This window comes from Amycolatopsis sp. lyj-90 (assembly GCF_046549035.1).
In the GTDB taxonomy this organism is placed as follows: Bacteria; Actinomycetota; Actinomycetes; order Mycobacteriales; family Pseudonocardiaceae; genus Amycolatopsis.
This window is the reverse complement of record NZ_JAJPWP010000014.1, coordinates 237,654-254,812: the sequence shown is the minus strand read 5'-3', so window position 1 is coordinate 254,812 and position 17,159 is coordinate 237,654. Positions and strand designations below refer to the sequence as shown.

Below are 17,159 nucleotides of genomic sequence, written 5' to 3'. Positions count from 1 at the left end.
AGTATGTCGCCGCAGGTTGGCCTGATCATGGGCAGCGACTCGGACTGGCCGACGATGGAAGCGGCCGGGCAGGCGCTGGCCGAGTTCGGCATCGAGTACGAGGTCGGCGTCTACTCGGCGCACCGCACCCCGCAGCGGATGCTCGACTACGCGACGTCGGCCGCTTCGCGCGGCGTGCGCGTGATCATCGCGGGTGCCGGGGGTGCCGCGCATCTGCCGGGCATGGTCGCGTCGGCGACGGTGCTGCCGGTGATCGGGGTGCCGGTGCCGCTGAAGTACCTCGACGGCATGGACTCGCTGCTCTCGATCGTGCAGATGCCCGCAGGGGTCCCGGTCGCGACGGTTTCCGTCGGCGGGGCACGGAACGCGGGCCTGCTCGCGGTCCGCATCCTCGCCGCGTCCGACGAGGGGCTGCAGGCGAAGATGGCGCGTTTCCAGGCGGATCTCGAGCAGCTGGTGCTCGACAAGGACGCGGCCCTGCGCAAACGCGTCGAAGGCTGACCGCGTTTCGTCCTCTAGTGGCGGCGGTTCGTCGTCGAACTACCGCAACTAGAGGACGAAACGCGTGGCGTCAGTCGGCGAGTTGCTTCCGCAGTTCCCGTTTGAGCACCTTCCCGGCGGCCGAAACCGGGATCTGGTCGACGAAGTGGATCGCCCGCAGCCGTTTGTAGGGCAGGACGCGGGCGCCGACGGCTTCCAGGAGTTGCTCTGCGGTGACGTTCTCGTCGTCGCGGACCACGAACGCGACCGGCAGCTCGCCGACCTCGGTGTCCGGCTTCCCGACGACGGCCGCCGCGGAGACACCGGGCAGGGTGATCAACAGCTCCTCCAGCTCGCGCGGGAAGACGTTGTATCCCTTGTAGAGCAGCATGTCCTTCTTGCGGTCCACAATGGACAGGTAGCCGTCCTCGTCGAGGATGCCGATGTCGCCGGTGTGCAGCCAGCCGTCGACGAGCGCGGCCTCGGTCTCCTCGGGCCGGTTGAGATAGCCGGCCATCACCTGCGGGCCACGCAGGCACACCTCGCCGCGTTCCCCGGCGGGCAAGGGATCCTCGCCGCCTTCGGCCGGGACGATCTTGATCTCGGTGTCGGGGATGGGCAGGCCGACCGAGCCGACCTTGCGGACGGCGGAGCGATACGACGGCGCGATGACGGCGCCCATGGTGACCTCGGTGAGGCCGTAGCCCTCGATGACGAGCACGCCGGGGAAGCGGTTCTGCAGGGCGCGGATCATCTCGTGGTTCATCGGCGCCGCCCCGGAACCGATGGTCAGTACCGAAGACAGGTCGGCTGTGTGAAACTCGGGGCAGGCGAGCAACGCGGCGAACAGCGCGGGCGCGCCGCCGATGGTGGTGACCCGCAGCATCTCGGCGTCGGCCACGTACGCGGCCGGGTCGAAGCGGTCGTGCAGGACGATGGTGGCGCCGTCGAGCAGCGGGACGTTGAGCGCGGCGATGGTACCCATGGCGTGGAACCACGGTGTCAGGTTGAGCGCGATGCCGGTGCCGATCCGGGACGGCCACTCCTCCGGACCGCCGAGCTGCTCGACGATCACCTCGCCCGCGTCGTCGACAGCGGGGATCGCACCCAGCCGCCAGCAGGAACTCTGCAGGCTGTTGACCACGACGTTCCGGTGCGGCAGGCGGACACCCTTCGAGCGTCCGGTGGTGCCGCCCGTGTACGCCAGATGGGCGAGATCGCGGTAGATGTCGATCTCCACGTCCGGTCGCTCGTCGGAGTGACCGGAGTGGAACTCCGAGAACTCGACCTCTCCCTGGCCCAGGGCTTCGGGCGGGTGAACGACGATGCTCAGCCGGACCGAGGTCCGGTCACGGACCGAAGCGAGCACCCGCGCGACCGGACCGACGGTGACGGCGGCGACCGCCCCGGCGTCGGCCAGCTGGAAGGCGAGATCCTCGGGCGGGAGCAGGGGGTTCGCCGGGCTGAAGGTGGCCCCCGCGAGCAGCGTCCCGTAGTACGCGACCGGGTACGCCAGGCAGTTCGGCAGGTGGAGTGCGACGACGTCGCCCCGTCCGATGCCCTCGGCACGCAGGGCGTTCGCGAACCGGCAGGCCGCGCTGTACGTCTCGGCGAAGGTGAGGCTCTGCTTTCCGTGGGCGAAGGCCGTGCGGGAGCCCCAGCGGGCAGCGGCGCCTGCCAGCACCGAGCCGACCGGGACCTCGGGATAGTCGAGCGACCGGGGGAACGGGGTGAGCTGCATCACTCGAACGTACGGACTTTGCGGTCAAAGACACAAGCGCTCGCGATGTCGCACAATGTGAACGAGCGCTAACATCGGTCGAACTCTCATTCGCGTTAGAAGAGGTGACAAAGGTGTCTGACGGCCCGGGTCTGTACCAGCTTGCCGAGGAGCACGAAGAGCTGCGGGCCGCGGTCCGTGCCTTGGCGGAAAAGGAAATCGAGCCGTACGCGGCCGAGGTCGACGAGGACGAGCGCTACCCGATCGAGGCGTACAACGCGCTGGTCAAGTCGGGTTTCAACGCCGTCCACATCGAAGAGGCCTACGATGGCCAGGGCGCGGACGCCATCGCCGCCTGCATCGTGATCGAAGAGGTCGCGCGTGTCGACGCGTCGGCGTCGCTGATCCCGGCGGTGAACAAGCTGGGCACCGTGCCGATCATCCTTTCGGCCTCGGAAGACCTCAAGAAGCTGGTGCTGCCGTCGATCGCCTCGGGCGAGACCTCGGCGTCGTACGCGCTTTCGGAGCGCGAAGCCGGCTCGGACACGGCGTCGATGCGCACCCGCGCGAAGCTCGACGGCGACCACTGGGTGCTGAACGGCACCAAGTGCTGGATCACCAACGCGGGTGAATCCTCCTGGTACACCGTGATGGCCGTGACCGACCCCAACGCCGAGAAGAAGGCCAACGGCATCTCCGCGTTCGTCGTGCACAAGGACGACCCCGGCTTCACCGTCGGCTCGAAGGAGCGGAAGCTCGGCATCAAGGGTTCGCCGACCCGCGAGATCCACTTCGAGAACTGCACCATCCCGGCCGACCGCATCATCGGCGAGCCCGGCACCGGCCTGAAGACCGCGCTGCGCACCCTCGACCACACGCGCCCGACCATCGGCGCGCAGGCGCTGGGCATCGCGCAGGGCGCTCTCGACGCGTCGATCGCGTACGTCAAGGAGCGCAAGCAGTTCGGCAAGTCGATCTCGGAGTTCCAGGGCGTCCAGTTCATGCTGGCCGACATGGGCATCAAGATCGAGGCCGCCCGGAACCTCGTCTACGCCTCCGCCGCGGCGACCGAACGTGGCGACAAGCGCGGCGGTTACATGGCCGCGGCGGCGAAGGCCTACGCGTCGGACATCGCGATGTCGGTGACGACGGACGCCGTGCAGCTCTTCGGTGGCGCGGGCTACACGCGCGACTTCCCGGTGGAGCGCATGATGCGCGACGCGAAGATCACGCAGATCTACGAAGGCACCAACCAGATCCAGCGCATGGTCATGGCGCGCGCCCTGCTCAAGGGCTGATTTGATCTTGATCCGGTAGTTCGGGCGGCGCTGGCTGCTCATGATCAGGCCGCCTCCAGGCCGTCATGGGTGCCAGGCCGTCCGAACACCGCGTCGACGGCCTGCCGAGCCCGCTCGTGGCTCGACGGGACGAGGTGCGTGTACGTCCGCAGGGTGAACCCGGCATCGGAGTGGCCGAGGTACTCGGCGAGTTCCTTGACCGACACCGCGCGAGACAGCAGCGTCGAGGCGAAGAAGTGCCGCAGCGCGTGCATGCCGTCCGCCCGGCCACGGTAGGCGATCTCAGCAGTCCTGAACGCGCCCTGCCAGACGACCTTGGTGAACAGGTCTCCGGTGTAGAGCCGCCCGTCTTCTCCCGTCATCAGGAGTCGGACCGTCACAGGTTCGCCGTCTGGCTTCCGCCAGGGAAGCGTGACCGCGACGGACGGGAACCGGTCCTCATGGTCGTCGATCTCGGCGAGCATGGCGGGGGAGAGCGGCACAGTTCGCGTCTTCCCGCCCTTGGGTGGCGCGAACATCATCACGCCCTTGACGGTCTTGATCTGCCTCTGAACGTGGACTGTCATCGCGTCCCGATCGATGTCGTCCGGGGAGTATCCGAGAATTTCCCCTTGCCGCAGACCCAGCCCAGAGCCCAGCGGGACGGCGATTCGGAACCGTTCGGCGAGCCCTTTCCGCACCTTGTGCACTCGCTCCTCCGGCCACACGACCACCGGCGGGCTTTCGCCAACAGGTCGGCGAACCGTCTTGGCATGACAGGGGTTCTCTCGAATCAGCCTGTCGTCCACCGCTGAGTCCAATACACCGGCCACGATGGTGAACAGGACGACCTGATAGTTCGTGGACAGCCCCCGCTCATCCATGTCGCCCACCCAGTCACGGATAGTGGACGGCTTGATCTGGCCGAACTTCAGATGCCCCAAGGTCGGGTAGATCTGGCTTTCCAGGCGGCTACGCAGAATCTCGCGGGTGGCCGGGTCGGGTGAGGTGGCTTTGAGCCAGTTCTCACCCTGCTTACGAAAGACCTTCAATGACGCCCGCGGATCGATGTACTTGTCTTCGCGCTTGTCCGCCTCCACGCCGATGAGGAAGTTCTCGGCGCGCTTCTTTTGCTTGTCTGGGAACGACTTCGAGCGCTCTTCGTTGTCGGGGTCGAGGTAGCGGACCTTGTACCGCATGCCGATGCCGTACAGCTCGGTCTTTTCGAGCACGGGCTTGCCCCGCCCGTTGAGGATGACCTTTCCGGTCTCCTTGTCACGGGCGGGGCGGTACCAGCGATCTTGAATGTGTCCCATCAGGCCGCCGCCTCGTCTGTGCTCCAGGCGCGGACCTTGGTCGGGTCGTATCGGAGGTGACGGCCGATCTTCCGTACCGGCGGTCCCTCACCGAGCCACTTCCACTGGTAGAGCGTCTTGACCGGTACGCCGAGGTAGGCCGAGACGTCTTCGACCGACCAGAGCCGGTCCACCTTGCTCACGTTGTCCATGTCGTCCCCCTCAGGCTGCTAGTGGAGTTGCCGAAAGATCCTGTGCGGCTACTAGCGCTCTGTCGTACTCGGCTCTCCAGGTGATGCGTTCGGAGATGGCGTGCATGACCAGGTGGTCCCGAGGTGGCACGGACGGGTCGCCGGAGTCGACCTTGCGCCACACCAGCCGAGCCGGATCAGGCGCAGGCTTCTCGATCCCGACCGCCGCCAGCGCCTCCAGGACGAACGCCTTTCGATCGGCCTTGTGGTCGACGAGCGTCTTCCCCGACCACTTGCGTGACACCAGCACTCGGCGCCCCGGCAGCCCGAGCGTGGTCCGCCGGTGAGCCCGCCCCTTGCAGTGCCCTGGTGTGGTCTTTCCGTTGGCGCCCTTGGGATTGATGCCGTACAGCAGCCACACTGCGCAGCGAGGCGAGCAGGGTGTCACTGACAGTTCCGCGTGCAGCCGGTCGTGGTGATCGCGTTGCCGCACGGTGTCGGCTTCGACCACCTCACCGGTGGATTTGGTGAGGTACTTGGTCAGGTAACCGATGTGCCGTCCGGCTTCTTCGGAGCCGCCGAGGATGCCCTTGGAGTGCACCTGGCGGCCGAAGGTGACCACGTGCGCCGGGTCCTCCACGGCTTCTACCGCGTCGTCCCAGGCGGTCAGTGGTTCGCGGGTGTCGGGGTCGACGAACACCCGGCGGTCGCCGTCCCACAGCGGCATCCGGTCCACGTAGACCACTTCGTCGTGCGCAGGCCACCAGACCTGGTGATAGGTCGCTTCGGTGACCTGTCGGATCACGTCGTGCGGCACCGATCCCCGAATAGCCGCGTGCAGGTGCGGAGCTGCCCGCCGTTGAGGCTCCACGGTCGCGAAGTACTGCGCGTCCCAGCCGACGACCCGCCGGAGGTTCTGCCACCACCTGTCCACCAGCGCGGAGAAGTGCACCGCGTCTCGAGCGGCCCGCCGGTAGTCATAGGTCGATGGGTCGACCGGGGCGCCGTCGGAGCGGACGGGGCCGTAGGTGTCGCAGGTGAGCGTGACGAACATCGACGGCCGAAACCGCCCCGCGTACTCCCGGCCCACCGTGGTCTTCGCGACCTTCCGACGAGGCAGATTCGGCGCGTCCTGCCGCCGCCTCGTCGACCGCTTCACCGCCTTCTTGGTCGGTAGGTCGATCGAGGGGAGACGCCCCCGCATCCCGAGTTGCCGAAGTTCCTCGTCGACTCGCTGGATCTCCTCCCGCAGTTCCTCCGCTTCGGCCTGGTCGCTCACTTCGCGGTAGGCCGCCACGAGGTCAGCCCGGAACGCCAGAAGCTCCGTCTGCGTCTCGGTCGGTGGTTCCGGGGTGAAGTCGGGTTCGGTGTCGATGTGCCAGCCCTCGCGGCACTGGACCTGTCGCAGCGCCTTCGCTTTCCGGGCACACGGCAGGCACACCGATTCGACCGTTGAGCCACACGGGACGGGGACGTAGCGAAGCTCTCCGGTGTCGGTGTCGCCGACCTCCATCGTGAACGGCCGGACACAAACCCCGTGCTTCTCAGCGGTCGCCTTCACCACGTCCGACGCCAGGGGTTCCCGCATCCGGGCGGCCCGAGTTTTGGCCGGCATAGTCACCGCGGATTCCTCGGTACTCATCAGGCGGCCACCTCCCCAGGGCTGTTCCACTGCCGCAGCACGAACACCGGCATCTCTTGCCGCATCCCGGCAGGCAGGTCCGGGAACGTGGCTTCGTCGAACCAGACGCCGCCGTAGACGACCACGGGGATGCCGCAGGGAGTCCGGCCGCTGAGTTCCAGGTGCACCGAGACACCGCCCACAGGACGCCACAGTGAGGCCGTCACGTCGTCGAGCGAGGCAGCCCAGGTGAGCAGCCCACGGGCGACGTCCTCCAGGCGGTCGGAGTCGAGTTGCACCGTGATCGGATCAGGACCCACCCCGACCCGAACCGACGCGGTCGGAGGGAGCGCGAACGAATCCAAGTGGTCGCGAATCGCGTCGAGGAAGACCATCAGCCGGTTCATGCCGCCCTCCCTTCGGAGAGTCCAACCACGTGAGTGCCACAGTTGGTCACGTAGGTCTCCAGGGCCTTGATCTCCTCATCGGCGACCCATCCGGCCCGGACGCGCAGGGGTTCGCGGACGCCTTCGCCCCAGACGTAGCCGACACCGGCTTCGGAATCACCGATCCGGTTCGCCCACGCGCCTCGTTCGTATGCGCCGTCGCCGAGGACCATCCCGACGTGGGTCTTGGAGGTCACCCGCAGGCACACGCGGCGCGGGAACAGTTCTCGAACCGGGACGGTGTCCTTCGTGGGTTCCTGGACGTAGCCGCGCACCGTGATGCCCAAGGCCCGCCCCTGCGTCGTGAGAAGCGCGACCTTCTCGACGATCGCGTCACGGGTCTTGCGGTCGGTGTACTTGGTCAGCGCACCGATCTCGTCGAACTCCAGAACCTCTAGCGGATGATCGACGCTGATCGGGATCATGCGCACGCGTCCGGCGAACTCATGCTTGCGGGCTTCCATCTCCTCAAGCAGGCCGTCGAGGAGTTCGAGCGCCTGCTTGCCGGTCACCGCATACCGGGCGAAGATCCCGCGCCCGTAGGCGAGTTCCATCCCCTTCGGGTCGATGCCAGACACCCGGACCACACCGGACCGAATCGCGGGTGCGGCCGACACCAGCGGGCACCACATCACTGAGTTCTTGCCCGATCCGGTCGCGCCAGCGGTCAGGCAGTGCGCGCCCGAGCCGACCAGCGGAACCCGCCAGTCCGAGCCGTACTCCGTGGTCCCGGACCACACATGCCGCAGGTCCACGCCGAGTCCATCGGGGGACACCAGGTCAGGAACCGGCAGAGAGGTCACCGCGGATTTGAGTAGGTCACGGCGCTGGAAGTCGATGGAGACCACGTTGGGCTCCAGTTCCCGCACCTGGCACCGCTTGACCTTGCGCGCCACCGCCAGCGCCCGAGCGGCCTCGTCGAAGTCCTCGGGCTTCTGCCCCGGAACGAGCTGCACCCGCACCTCATCCCACGACGGACCCGATCGGACCTTGAGCACCTTCGGCACCTGAACGGCCCGTGATGCCGAGGCGGCCTTGCGGGACAGCAAACGGCGACGGCCGACCAGGTTCACCGTGACTTCCAGGGGCAGGGTCTCGTCCCGGATGCTCAGCCCGCAGGCGTGCAACCAGGCCGGGAGCTTGCGCGCGTAGACCGCCCAGCGCATCCACCAGGACCGGAGGAACCGGCCGCAGTGGTGGTCATAGGACACCACGTCGAGCAGCCGCCACGACGCCAGCACAGCGACGACCGAGGCTGTCACGATCGCCAGGGACAACCACCCGAGGTACTGCCACCACGCCATGACCGCCACCACGGCGAGGCTGGTTCGCCAGCGCGTGATGACTTGCTTTGCCAGCCACAGCAACGATTTGAGCAGCCACCAGAGGGCGATGAACACCAGTGCGGCCGCCGCCAGGACTTCCAAGATCGTGGCGAGCGCGCGACCGATCTTGTGCAGCAGCCACACCACCACACCGAGCACCCCGCCGCCGATGAGAAGGAAACCGATCCCGTTCGCGTTCATCGGCGACCACCGCCGGTCAGGTCCAGCGGCAGCATTCCCCGGCAGGGAGCGCATTCCGTCTCGCCGGGGAGCAGCTTGGCGAACCGCTTACAGAGTGCGCAGCGCGTTTGGGTGACCCCGTCTAGCGCATGCTTGTTGCCATCGTTTAGCGTTGTCATTGTTCACTTCCAGAGGTTGTGGACAGCGCAGGAGCGGCAAGGTTGGTAGCCGGATTCCGCTTCTGCGCCTTACAGGACAAGAAAAGCGTTTGAGGACGTGTTTGTACGCCGCACGTCCTCACGTGCGTTTTTCGCTCTGTCATTCAGTTTTCAGCTGACTTGCGACTTCTCCTTCTGGATCTGCGCGGCCACCTCCCTGGCCTTCCGCTCCTCATAGCCCACCCAGTACTTGAGTTCGTGGTGGTGCCAACGGTCCACATCGGACGCCGCCTGATACGCGCGGGCGTTGGCCTGATGGAACTTCAGCCACGTCTCCAGATTCGCCTCCCGCTTCGGCCTGCGAGCCGAGACGAGCGCGTGCGCCTCCTGGAGGGTCTGCGGCTCATTCCGGCCGAGCGTCGTCATTGCGCACCGCCTTGTGCTTGTCGAGGAACACGGCCAGTTCGTCCGCGCTGTCGCGGATTTGGCGAAGGAGCCGGATGAATTCCGGCCACGCGGCCGGGTCGGACGGCGGCAGGAGCGCCAGGCTGTCCGGATCCAGATAGATCACCAGAGCCGGGTTCGCCGAACCATTGCCCTGCATTCCCGCGACCGCCTGCGGCCCCGGCTTCCACATCGCGTTGAACGCCACGGCCTTGCCCTTCCTCGCTGTAAGCGCGCATCTCCCACGACCGCGCGTTCTCTTCGAAACCTTCCGCCGCAGCCGTCACAGCCGCGAGAACCCACCACGGCAGCTGGACATGAGCGGCCAGGTCTCGCCAGGACGACGCCACCGCGACCGAGGCGACGGCCAGGTCGTGAGCCGCCAAAGCATCAGCACCGGACGCCGCCCTGGCCGTCAGCGCGCTGTAGTGGCGATAGGCCATCTCCCACGCCTGGACCAGGTGCGGGGGAACGACGGCCACACGGCGGCTCCCCGGCACCCCGCCCGGCATCACGCAGCCTTGGGCGTCGACTCAGCAGCGCCCGAGGTCCGCGACGACTTCGACGCCCCACCCGAAGCAGCGGCCTTGAAGCCGGTCGCGCGGAACATGTAGGACTGGTACTTGAACTCGCCCTGACCGGCCACCTTCGGCTCAGCCGTCAGACCCTCCAGCTCGATCGGACGCATGCCCGGCAGCACCTCCGACGTGGTCGGCACCGGCTGCACGTCGGCCAGCAGCGTGATCTCGAACGACGCGCGCTTGGCCTTGACCTCGTCCGGGTCGGTCACCGTGACCTTCCACTGACGCTTGCCCGTCACCTCGTCGACCCGCTGCCGAGCCGGACGACCCGACGACCGGTCCTCTCGCGACTGGTACTCGTTGTCCGGCGACACCTCACCGACCATGACCAAGCCCTGACCGAACGCCTCGTCGAACTCGATGGGGAACCGGAAACCCTTGTAGATAGCCATTTGTTGCTCCTAAGTGTGTGATCAGTCGTTCTTGCGCGTGACGTTTTCGTCGGCAGCGTCGGACCAGTGATCGGTGAAGGAAGAAGAATGCGAGCGCGTTCGGTGCTGGGTTTCGCACCACTCGCTGAACTCGCTGGCAGCGGCCGCGAGACTCTGCGCGAACCGTGCGGTGTCCATCAGGCCGCCGATACGGGCGGGTACCTGGACGATGAAGGAGGTTTCTTCGCTTCCGGCGACGAGCTGACGAACGCCAGGAGATGGTGAGACCACCGCCGCGCCGTAGCCGACGAGGGGCTGAATCACCACGTGAATGCCCATGTGTGCTCTCCCGGTGTCTCGGTCTCGGCGAGCCCGGTCGGGCGCGCTGGACACAGGAGACACCCAGTGAGGAGCCTCACCCCGGACAAACTGTCCGGGTAGGGACTAGCGGGGGAGAGGAACGGCCTCGTTCACCGCGGAAAGCACCGCTGACCAGGGAAGCTCACGGCCCGGAGCGCTCCGCGGTTCATGCAGCGGCCACACGTCGTCCCCGTACACGAGTCGCACACCGGCCCGCCGCAATGCGTCGATGTGGGTTTCCCAGGACGGGTGACGAGCGTGCGCGGCGTTCACGCGCGGGAAGACGACGACCGGCAGGTTGAGCGTGCCGATGGCCTCGTTGACCTGCGTCAGGGCTTGATTGTCGGCGATGCCCATCGCGAGCTTGGCGACCATGTTCGCTGAGGCGGGCGCGACCAGGTAGCAGTCCGGCGCAGGATGCGGGCTGATTTCGGCCGGCGAGCGGGGCTCGACCCGGACCGGGAAACCGGTGGCCTCCTCGATCTCAGCGCGGCCGCCGTTCTCCTCCAGCCAGCGGCCCGCCGTCGGCGTCAAGGTCACCGCGACCGTCCACCCGTCCGCTTGGAGAGGCCGGATCACACGCGGAAGAAGGTCCTCAACACCACCAGCACCCGAGCCCACCAGGCCCAGAACACGCGACGCCACCCGACCTACCTCACCGCGCCGCAGCGCTCAGCCAACGCCAACAAGGGCGAGGACTTCTTACCAGCCGTCGCCGGGGCACGGCGATACATCGACCGCACGACCTCCCGCACCGCCGTACTGTGCCGGACGATCCCCGGAGCCTTCTGCTCAGCCGTCAGCAGCGCCGACAACGCCTCGTCATCCTTCGCGACCAGGCTCAACGCCCGCGCGAAGTCGATCAGGTGCGTGACCTGGCGTTCCACTGGCAGGTGGTCGACGCTGATCCTCGGAGCCGACTCGATCACCTGCGAAATGTCGCCCAGATCCAGGGCCGCCGACAGACGATGTAGCTCGACGTTGGCCGGGCCGAACCCGGTCTGCCAGTGGTTGGCGTCGACGCCGAGCTGATCGGCCGCGCGGCCTGCGTGAGACAGCAGTTCGTTGGCCGTCGATCGGTCCTGTTGCCGCGCAGCGGCGACGGCCGTCCGCAGGTAGAGCATCCCGTAGAGGCTCAGCGCGGCCGGATCACCATCGCGCATCCTCGGGACCAGCCACTTCGCGGCCACGTCGCCCAGCTCAAGAGCGTCATCGAACCGGCCGACAGCCAGGAGCGCGTGAGTACCGGAGCGGGCAGCGGAGGCCAGGACCAGCGGGTCATCCGCTTCGTCGGCTGCCTGCATGGCGCGTTCCGCTGCGATCCAGGCGAGGTCGGCTTCACCGATCTTGCTCAGGGTGGTTGCGGCCAGGTGGTGGACGCGCGCGGACACCGCTGCACAGGCCCGCCGGTAGGCCGCGTCATCGGCCGAAGCGGACTCCATGCCCTGGCTGGTCTTGATCAGACCCGGCAGAGCGGCGACGACACGGCCGAGGTCGCCCTTCTGATAGCTGGACCAGGCACCCTCCACCAGTTGAGCCACAGGGGCCGGGTCGATGTACTCCGGCGACATAGCTGAGGAGAACAGGGTGCGGGACAGCCGTCGCGGGGCCATCAGAGCGTCTCGGATGGCCGGGACGTCGTCGTTCTTGTCCTCGTCCTCCATCAGCACCGGTTCGCCGAGCAGGTCTCCCAGCGTCACCCGCAGGCCCCGCGCAACGTCGGCCAGCACGTCCAGGCGCCGGATCTCACGTTCGCCGCGCTCGATCTTGCTCAACCAGTCCTCAGTACGGCCCACCAGGTCAGCAAGAACCGCCTGCGACAGACCACGCCGCCGCCGGTAGAAGGCAATACGCTCCCCGATACTGAGCTGATCACCCGCACCACGCATACCTCCAGGTTAACAGCATTCCTAACCCATCCGAGGTTCGTCCAGAGCTATCTCATCCCTACGCCAGCAAGCCTTGTCTCTTGGGATGTCAGAAATACCCGCGACTACTCCGCGTCAGCTACGCGCCTTAGAGTCGCCGCTGAATCCCCTGCGGGAACGTAAACCGCTACTCTGTTGCCAGCGTCGTCAACGTTCGAACTTTCGAATCTGCCGATCTTGTAGTGGATGAGCTTCTTCCCTAGGTCGTACGTCGTATCCTGAATTTTTATTTCGAGAGGGAAGATGGCCGCCAGTGTGACCGGATCTGAGTTCTCGTCGACGTTGGCTGTCTCGTTCAGGTGAACATCAAGGCGGTCCCACGTGACATCTATCGTCTCGCCACGTGCAAGAGTGGCGGCTCTATGAATCTCTGTGCGGAGATCAACCCCGATCTCAGAGAGACTTGGGATGTAAACAATTTCGTTTGTTGCACTCTGAATATCTGCCAGGTCTGAAATTAGGCCAGCAATGGCAGTCCAGTCAGACCTAGGAGGAAGCCCGGAGATGTCCTGAATGTCCTTTGAGGCGGGTCCGTATGGTCGCGACAGGCGAATATAGTGAGCATCGCCGAGTGCTCCTAAGAAGGCGTATTCAGCCCTTACTTGATCCGCAATTCTGCCATCGGGGTCATTCGCTCCGAACGAGTAGGACATCTGATCATTGTCGCGATCGAATCGAGTTTCGAGCCGAATTACCTTGTTTTCGCTCTCCAGTTTGAAGTAGTGGTTCTGGCCTGTTAGTCCGCTAGAGGCGGAAGTAATGGAGAAGAAAAGTTCTGCAATGACCCCCTTGTCGATTCGGAGCAATGCTACCCGCATTCTCCTGGGTTCCCCCTTGGGTAACACTGGGCCAATAGTGACAGTTGCAAGTCGATCCTCGGCGCCTAGTCCTCCCGGAAGGTCGGCGTCATATGAGGCCGTAAACGTGGCGCTAGTGCCGAATCGTTGAAAATCGGCGAACTCTTGCTCTTCTTCTTGGGTGGCGGGAACTGGTCGTACTGTAAACGTGCATGGTCGGAATTTCATCGCCTCTGTGAATCGAGGAATAATCGACACGGTGACGATATAATCGTTCGCGGCAGGTATTGCAATGCTTGCAATCGCACTGGAATTAATTTGCTCAAACTCTGATTCTTCGCCAACGGCAAGGCTGTAGGTATAAAAAGCGTCGAAGTCGTTGATGGTTGCTACAATATTTGAGAGGTGGTCTACGACATCGTTTGGAGACAGAGGCTCATTTCCGGCTTCGGATTCTGCGCCTAGGACACCCTTCAGTACTTGTGTAAGGTCGGACACTGCGCCGTTTAGTTGCTCCCGTCCGTTATGGGCATAGTAGTCAATTACCTCCGGATACTTGAGAAGCACCCCCATGATATGAGATAGTCCAAAGAACTTAACCGACATCGCATCATATTTCTCAGCGTGTCGTGCGAGCCACTTCTCTTCGCTTGCTGACGGGTCTATTGGGACAACGACTAGGCACCTATTTGTTTTGAAAAGTCCTGCCTTAGTGGTCTTTTCTGTCGCTCGCAAAGATTTCCGGATCTGCGCCTTCTGTGGATCTTCAAGTGGGCGATTGAAGTTCTTTATTTGATAGTTTGTTCCGGTGTTGTTACTGCCTGGATCCGGAATGAATACATCAATCCCGCCGTCTCCGCCGCTGGCCCTGATGTGTTTTCCGTTGGGGTGCTCTCTTAGTAGTGCAACGGCGATCATATCTTCGACCTGGTCGCCTGACATGAATTCCCAGGGAATGCGCAAGTCAACTCCTAAAGTTTGCCGAACTTGGCTCTATGGGATCAAGGGCGCGCCGCCGCCGGGCGGCGCGCCGGGCGCGTAGGTAGCCCCTCGCCTGGGCGGCCGCGCCGGTTCCCGACACGGCGGGCTGCCGCTCCGCTCCGCCCACCGGCCGGGCGACGCGGCCGCCAGCGGGTCACCTTGCGCAGCGCCACCCAGCGGCAGCGCGCATATCCCCATCGCCAACGTCGGCCCTCCTCAATGAGCGTCGTGACATACCGGTCGTCCGTGTATCGCCACCTGTTACGCCCAGTCGTCGATCCCCTCCATCCCGACGCCTGATCGTGACAACGGCCGGTAACACCGGGTCAAGGCTGGAAAGCGTGCCTTGACCCGATGCCACCGGCCGCGTGCTGGCTTCGTATCGGGATGAAGGGGGAGGTGTGGGCAGGGTTTCGCCAGGCCGTCTACAGGCCGTCAGACGTCGGGTAGGGCCAAGATCCACCGAGAACTGTCGAGATACGTTCCAGCAGCTCAGGGGCTGTTTTCAGGCATGATCGCCAGGAAGTCAGAAACCGGCCGAGAGATCACGCAGATCTACGAAGGCACCAACCAGATCCAGCGCATGGTCATGGCACGCGCCCTGCTCAAGGGCTGATCACCTTTAGCGTTTAGTCCTCTAGCTGCGGTAGTTGCGCGTGCAAGGACCGCAACCAGAGGACTAAACGCGGGGGTGTGGGCCGGTGAGATGCTTCACGGAAGTACGGCGATCATGGGCCGACGGTGTCACTCTCGAAGGATGTTCTGGTCCGCACCGGTGTCGTGGACACCGCACGACGAGGCCGAGCTGATCGCCGGCTGGCGGTTGTGGCTCGAGCTCGGGGATCGCACGTGGCCGTCGGCCTCGTGGGACGGGACGGCGGCCGACGTCGTCAAACCGCTGCGCGAGCTGGTCGCGGCCTGCGACGAGATCGAGACGGGCTACCGCAAGGCCGTCGAGGAGCCCTCCGACGAGTTCATCCGGATCATCCAGTTCCTCGTGTGGACCGTCAGCACGGTGATCGAGCTGTGGGCCGACGACGAGGTCCCGCTCGACGCCGAGCGGATCGCGTTGCTGCACGCGGATCTGGCCGGTTTCGCCGAGCAGGCCGAGCGGGTGCTCGCGGTGCTGGCCGTCAGCGGGGGCTGGACGGGTCTGGCCGCGGAGCATCGGCGGACGGATCGCTGAGCGATTCCGGTTTCTCGGCCCACGCGAACCGCGAGCCCGCGAGGTGGTCGTCCAGCGGACGGTCCAGCGAGAGCAGGGTCACCGGGTTGCCGAACGGGTCTTCGCCCGGCGCGATCCCGTAGCCGACCTCGACTACGGACTCTTCCTTCTCGTCGGACTCGACGTCGTGCCGGGTGACGCCGTCGTCGATCGACCACGTGCCGCCGAGGGTGCGGTGGAACTTCAAAACCAGTTTGCCGGGGGTGAACGCCGCCCACGTGTAGCGCGACACGGTGAACTCGGTGCTCCAGCTCGACCAGTAGAGCCATCCGGAGCCGTCGCCGCGGAACGCCAGTTCGGCGGACTCGACATCGCTCGGATACAGCATGCGGTCCGACCAGAGGCCGATCAGACGTTCATCCATCACCCAGGAGATTGTGCCCGCCGGGCGTTCCGGGCGACGGCGCCGTACGGGGGAATAACCTCCGCGACCTTCCACAGAGGACATGCCGCCGACCGTGTCCGGTTCCTGTCGGGTACCTGTCGATCACGCTCCGGAGGTGCCGCCGGAGGCGTTCGGTGCCCTACCGTGATCCGGGTAAGTTGAATATTCACCGACCAGAAAGCTGATACCCGATGTTCGCTCGTTTCAAGGATGTCGCCCTCCTGCTGGGCCGGATCGGTGTCGGTGTGGTCTTCCTCGCACACGGCCTGCAGAAGTGGGAAAACGGGATCGACGGCACCGCGAAGTTCTTCGAGCAGACAGGCATCCCGCTGCCGACGCTCGCGGCGATCTTCGCGATCGCGGTGGAGATCGTCGGAGCCATCTTGTTCATCGTCGGTTTCCTGACGCCGCTGGTGGGACTCGGCTTCGTCGTGGTCTCCGTCGGTGCTCTGCTCTCGGTGCACCTCGACAACGGCCTGACCGGTCAGGGCGGTTACGAACTCGTCCTCATCCTGGCGGTGGCCGGGCTCGCGCTCGGCTTCAACGCCGGAAAACTGTCGCTCGACCACGTGCTCTTCGGACGCAAGCGTGAGGCGAAGCAGCTTCAGGACGCCTGACCTCGCGCTGTAATGAACGGGGCTTTCCTTGCGAATTTCGCAAGGAAAGCCCCGTTCATTACACGTCAGGCGGGGAGATCCGCGGTCGTCCGCTCGGCTTCGCGCCGGGAAGCGAGTTTGGCCGGATCCGCGTCGGTGACCTGGACCAGGTGCGCACCGGCCGCGAGCGGCGTCAGGAAGCCCGAGAGAATCCCTTCCTCGCCCGCCCACTCCACAGTGGACAGAACGCGGTCGTCGGCCGACAGTCCCAGGCCGGAGGCGCGGGAACGGGCTTCGGCGAGCACTTCATCCACTGTGGACGAACCCAGTGCCGGAGTGTCGCCGGGAATGGGGGACAGCGGGCTGAACTGGTCACCCGAAAGCCTGGCCTCGGTCAGGTAGTCCAGGGCGCCGTCGGGCACGGAACCGGCGGGCAGCCCGAGACCCATCGGGTGCAGCGAGACGACGGCCGTCGCGGCCGCGCCGGACTCGCCGCCCGGGACGACGAACGCCACCCGCGCGCCCGCGGTCTCCGTCACCACCCTGGCGCCGCACCACCACGCGCCCAGCAGGACACCGGCGGTCTGCCAATGCGACGGCAGCACCACGGCGACCTCGTCGCCCGGTTCGACGTCGAACTCGTCGACCAGCCAGTTCGCCGTTTTGGCGGCCCAGTTCACCGTGGTCGCCACGGACAGTTCGACGCGGCTGCCCTGCTTGTCGTCGTAGTGCGTGATCAGCGGTTTCGCGGGCGACCCGAGTACGGGCCGCAGCAGCAGTTCGGTGAGGCTCACGCCT

General features: G+C 65.6%; 19 protein-coding genes. 4 read left to right on the top strand and 15 right to left on the bottom strand.

What is annotated here, in order from left to right:
• Positions 1-3 precede the first annotated feature (3 nt).
• Positions 4-501, top strand: coding sequence for a 5-(carboxyamino)imidazole ribonucleotide mutase (purE, locus tag ACLJPX_RS40415; RefSeq protein ID WP_020633596.1), 498 nt, complete (start codon positions 4-6; stop codon positions 499-501).
• Positions 502-571: 70 nt separating this feature from the next.
• On the opposite strand, the gene ACLJPX_RS40410 is transcribed toward purE, so the two are convergent.
• On the bottom strand, positions 572-2,221 hold the full coding sequence (locus ACLJPX_RS40410) for a class I adenylate-forming enzyme family protein (RefSeq protein ID WP_410605495.1): 1,650 nt from the start codon (positions 2,219-2,221) through the stop codon (positions 572-574).
• 104 nt (positions 2,222-2,325) lie between these two features.
• On the opposite strand from ACLJPX_RS40410, the gene ACLJPX_RS40405 reads away from it, so the two are divergent.
• Positions 2,326-3,498: an acyl-CoA dehydrogenase family protein gene (locus ACLJPX_RS40405; protein WP_020633598.1), complete on the top strand. Its 1,173-nt coding sequence runs from the start codon at positions 2,326-2,328 to the stop codon at positions 3,496-3,498.
• 44 nt (positions 3,499-3,542) lie between these two features.
• Here the strand turns inward: ACLJPX_RS40405 and ACLJPX_RS40400 are convergent, their stop codons facing one another.
• The 12 genes from ACLJPX_RS40400 to ACLJPX_RS40345 all read right to left on the bottom strand — a co-directional run bounded on the left by ACLJPX_RS40400 (position 3,543) and on the right by ACLJPX_RS40345 (position 14,137).
• Positions 3,543-4,793 carry a tyrosine-type recombinase/integrase gene (locus ACLJPX_RS40400; protein ID WP_410605494.1) on the bottom strand — a complete coding sequence of 417 codons (1,251 nt, stop codon included), beginning with the start codon at positions 4,791-4,793 and terminating at the stop codon, positions 3,543-3,545.
• A complete protein-coding gene (locus ACLJPX_RS40395) occupies positions 4,793-4,984 on the bottom strand; it encodes a helix-turn-helix transcriptional regulator (protein WP_044854561.1) in 192 nt (63 codons plus the stop codon). Before ACLJPX_RS40395 ends, ACLJPX_RS40400 begins: the two co-directional genes overlap by 1 nt.
• Positions 4,985-4,994: 10 nt before the next feature.
• The gene (locus ACLJPX_RS40390; RefSeq protein WP_410605493.1) at positions 4,995-6,605 is read right to left on the bottom strand and encodes a replication initiator; all 1,611 of its coding nucleotides are present in this window, start codon (positions 6,603-6,605) and stop codon (positions 4,995-4,997) included.
• Positions 6,605-6,991 carry a hypothetical protein gene (locus ACLJPX_RS40385; protein WP_410605492.1) on the bottom strand — a complete coding sequence of 129 codons (387 nt, stop codon included), beginning with the start codon at positions 6,989-6,991 and terminating at the stop codon, positions 6,605-6,607. Before ACLJPX_RS40385 ends, ACLJPX_RS40390 begins: the two co-directional genes overlap by 1 nt.
• The gene (locus tag ACLJPX_RS40380) at positions 6,988-8,556 is read right to left on the bottom strand and encodes an FtsK/SpoIIIE domain-containing protein (protein WP_410605491.1); all 1,569 of its coding nucleotides are present in this window, start codon (positions 8,554-8,556) and stop codon (positions 6,988-6,990) included. The genes ACLJPX_RS40385 and ACLJPX_RS40380 overlap by 4 nt, the downstream gene beginning before the upstream one ends.
• A gap of 308 nt (positions 8,557-8,864) precedes the next feature.
• The gene (locus ACLJPX_RS40375; RefSeq protein ID WP_410605490.1) at positions 8,865-9,119 is read right to left on the bottom strand and encodes an AMED_5909 family protein; all 255 of its coding nucleotides are present in this window, start codon (positions 9,117-9,119) and stop codon (positions 8,865-8,867) included.
• Positions 9,097-9,345 carry a hypothetical protein gene (locus ACLJPX_RS40370; protein ID WP_410605489.1) on the bottom strand — a complete coding sequence of 83 codons (249 nt, stop codon included), beginning with the start codon at positions 9,343-9,345 and terminating at the stop codon, positions 9,097-9,099. Before ACLJPX_RS40370 ends, ACLJPX_RS40375 begins: the two co-directional genes overlap by 23 nt.
• Before the next feature lie 303 nt (positions 9,346-9,648).
• Positions 9,649-10,110 (bottom strand): hypothetical protein, encoded by a 462-nt coding sequence (locus tag ACLJPX_RS40365; protein ID WP_410605488.1) that lies wholly within the window; start codon positions 10,108-10,110, stop codon positions 9,649-9,651.
• 21 nt (positions 10,111-10,131) lie between these two features.
• Positions 10,132-10,428, bottom strand: a complete 297-nt coding sequence (locus tag ACLJPX_RS40360; RefSeq protein WP_410605487.1) for a hypothetical protein — start codon at positions 10,426-10,428, stop codon at positions 10,132-10,134.
• A 105-nt stretch (positions 10,429-10,533) separates the two neighbouring features.
• Entirely contained in the window at positions 10,534-11,094 is a 561-nt protein-coding gene (locus ACLJPX_RS40355) for a flavoprotein (RefSeq protein ID WP_410605486.1), read from the bottom strand.
• Positions 11,095-11,099: 5 nt separating this feature from the next.
• Positions 11,100-12,338, bottom strand: coding sequence for a helix-turn-helix domain-containing protein (locus ACLJPX_RS40350; RefSeq protein WP_037319070.1), 1,239 nt, complete (start codon positions 12,336-12,338; stop codon positions 11,100-11,102).
• Positions 12,339-12,442: 104 nt separating this feature from the next.
• A complete protein-coding gene (locus ACLJPX_RS40345) occupies positions 12,443-14,137 on the bottom strand; it encodes a hypothetical protein (protein WP_410605485.1) in 1,695 nt (564 codons plus the stop codon).
• A gap of 775 nt (positions 14,138-14,912) precedes the next feature.
• On the opposite strand from ACLJPX_RS40345, the gene ACLJPX_RS40340 reads away from it, so the two are divergent.
• Complete coding sequence (locus ACLJPX_RS40340) at positions 14,913-15,341, top strand: hypothetical protein (protein WP_101612421.1); 429 nt, start codon at positions 14,913-14,915, stop codon at positions 15,339-15,341.
• Here ACLJPX_RS40340 and ACLJPX_RS40335 read toward each other — a convergent pair.
• Positions 15,289-15,744 (bottom strand): hypothetical protein, encoded by a 456-nt coding sequence (locus ACLJPX_RS40335; RefSeq protein ID WP_410605531.1) that lies wholly within the window; start codon positions 15,742-15,744, stop codon positions 15,289-15,291. The genes ACLJPX_RS40340 and ACLJPX_RS40335 overlap by 53 nt on opposite strands.
• A 212-nt stretch (positions 15,745-15,956) precedes the next feature.
• Here ACLJPX_RS40335 and ACLJPX_RS40330 point away from each other — a divergent pair, with 212 nt between their 5' ends.
• A complete protein-coding gene (locus ACLJPX_RS40330; protein ID WP_101612423.1) occupies positions 15,957-16,382 on the top strand; it encodes a DoxX family protein in 426 nt (141 codons plus the stop codon).
• 65 nt (positions 16,383-16,447) lie between these two features.
• Here ACLJPX_RS40330 and ACLJPX_RS40325 read toward each other — a convergent pair whose 3' ends face one another.
• Positions 16,448-17,155 (bottom strand): TIGR03089 family protein, encoded by a 708-nt coding sequence (locus tag ACLJPX_RS40325; protein WP_410605484.1) that lies wholly within the window; start codon positions 17,153-17,155, stop codon positions 16,448-16,450.
• Positions 17,156-17,159: the final 4 nt, after the last annotated feature.

Bases quoted from the DNA above. Each gene is read 5' to 3' on its own strand.
- purE (WP_020633596.1), top strand. From the start codon at position 4: ATGTCGCCGCAGGTTGGCCTGATCATGGGCAGCGACTCGGACTGGCCG.
- ACLJPX_RS40410 (WP_410605495.1), bottom strand. From the start codon at position 2,221: ATGCAGCTCACCCCGTTCCCCCGGTCGCTCGACTATCCCGAGGTCCCG.
- ACLJPX_RS40400 (WP_410605494.1), bottom strand. From the start codon at position 4,793: ATGGGACACATTCAAGATCGCTGGTACCGCCCCGCCCGTGACAAGGAG.
- ACLJPX_RS40395 (WP_044854561.1), bottom strand. From the start codon at position 4,984: ATGGACAACGTGAGCAAGGTGGACCGGCTCTGGTCGGTCGAAGACGTC.
- ACLJPX_RS40390 (WP_410605493.1), bottom strand. From the start codon at position 6,605: ATGAGTACCGAGGAATCCGCGGTGACTATGCCGGCCAAAACTCGGGCC.
- ACLJPX_RS40385 (WP_410605492.1), bottom strand. From the start codon at position 6,991: ATGAACCGGCTGATGGTCTTCCTCGACGCGATTCGCGACCACTTGGAT.
- ACLJPX_RS40380 (WP_410605491.1), bottom strand. From the start codon at position 8,556: ATGAACGCGAACGGGATCGGTTTCCTTCTCATCGGCGGCGGGGTGCTC.
- ACLJPX_RS40375 (WP_410605490.1), bottom strand. From the start codon at position 9,119: ATGACGACGCTCGGCCGGAATGAGCCGCAGACCCTCCAGGAGGCGCAC.
- ACLJPX_RS40365 (WP_410605488.1), bottom strand. From the start codon at position 10,110: ATGGCTATCTACAAGGGTTTCCGGTTCCCCATCGAGTTCGACGAGGCG.
- ACLJPX_RS40360 (WP_410605487.1), bottom strand. From the start codon at position 10,428: ATGGGCATTCACGTGGTGATTCAGCCCCTCGTCGGCTACGGCGCGGCG.
- ACLJPX_RS40350 (WP_037319070.1), bottom strand. From the start codon at position 12,338: ATGCGTGGTGCGGGTGATCAGCTCAGTATCGGGGAGCGTATTGCCTTC.
- ACLJPX_RS40340 (WP_101612421.1), top strand. From the start codon at position 14,913: ATGTTCTGGTCCGCACCGGTGTCGTGGACACCGCACGACGAGGCCGAG.
- ACLJPX_RS40335 (WP_410605531.1), bottom strand. From the start codon at position 15,744: ATGGATGAACGTCTGATCGGCCTCTGGTCGGACCGCATGCTGTATCCG.
- ACLJPX_RS40330 (WP_101612423.1), top strand. From the start codon at position 15,957: ATGTTCGCTCGTTTCAAGGATGTCGCCCTCCTGCTGGGCCGGATCGGT.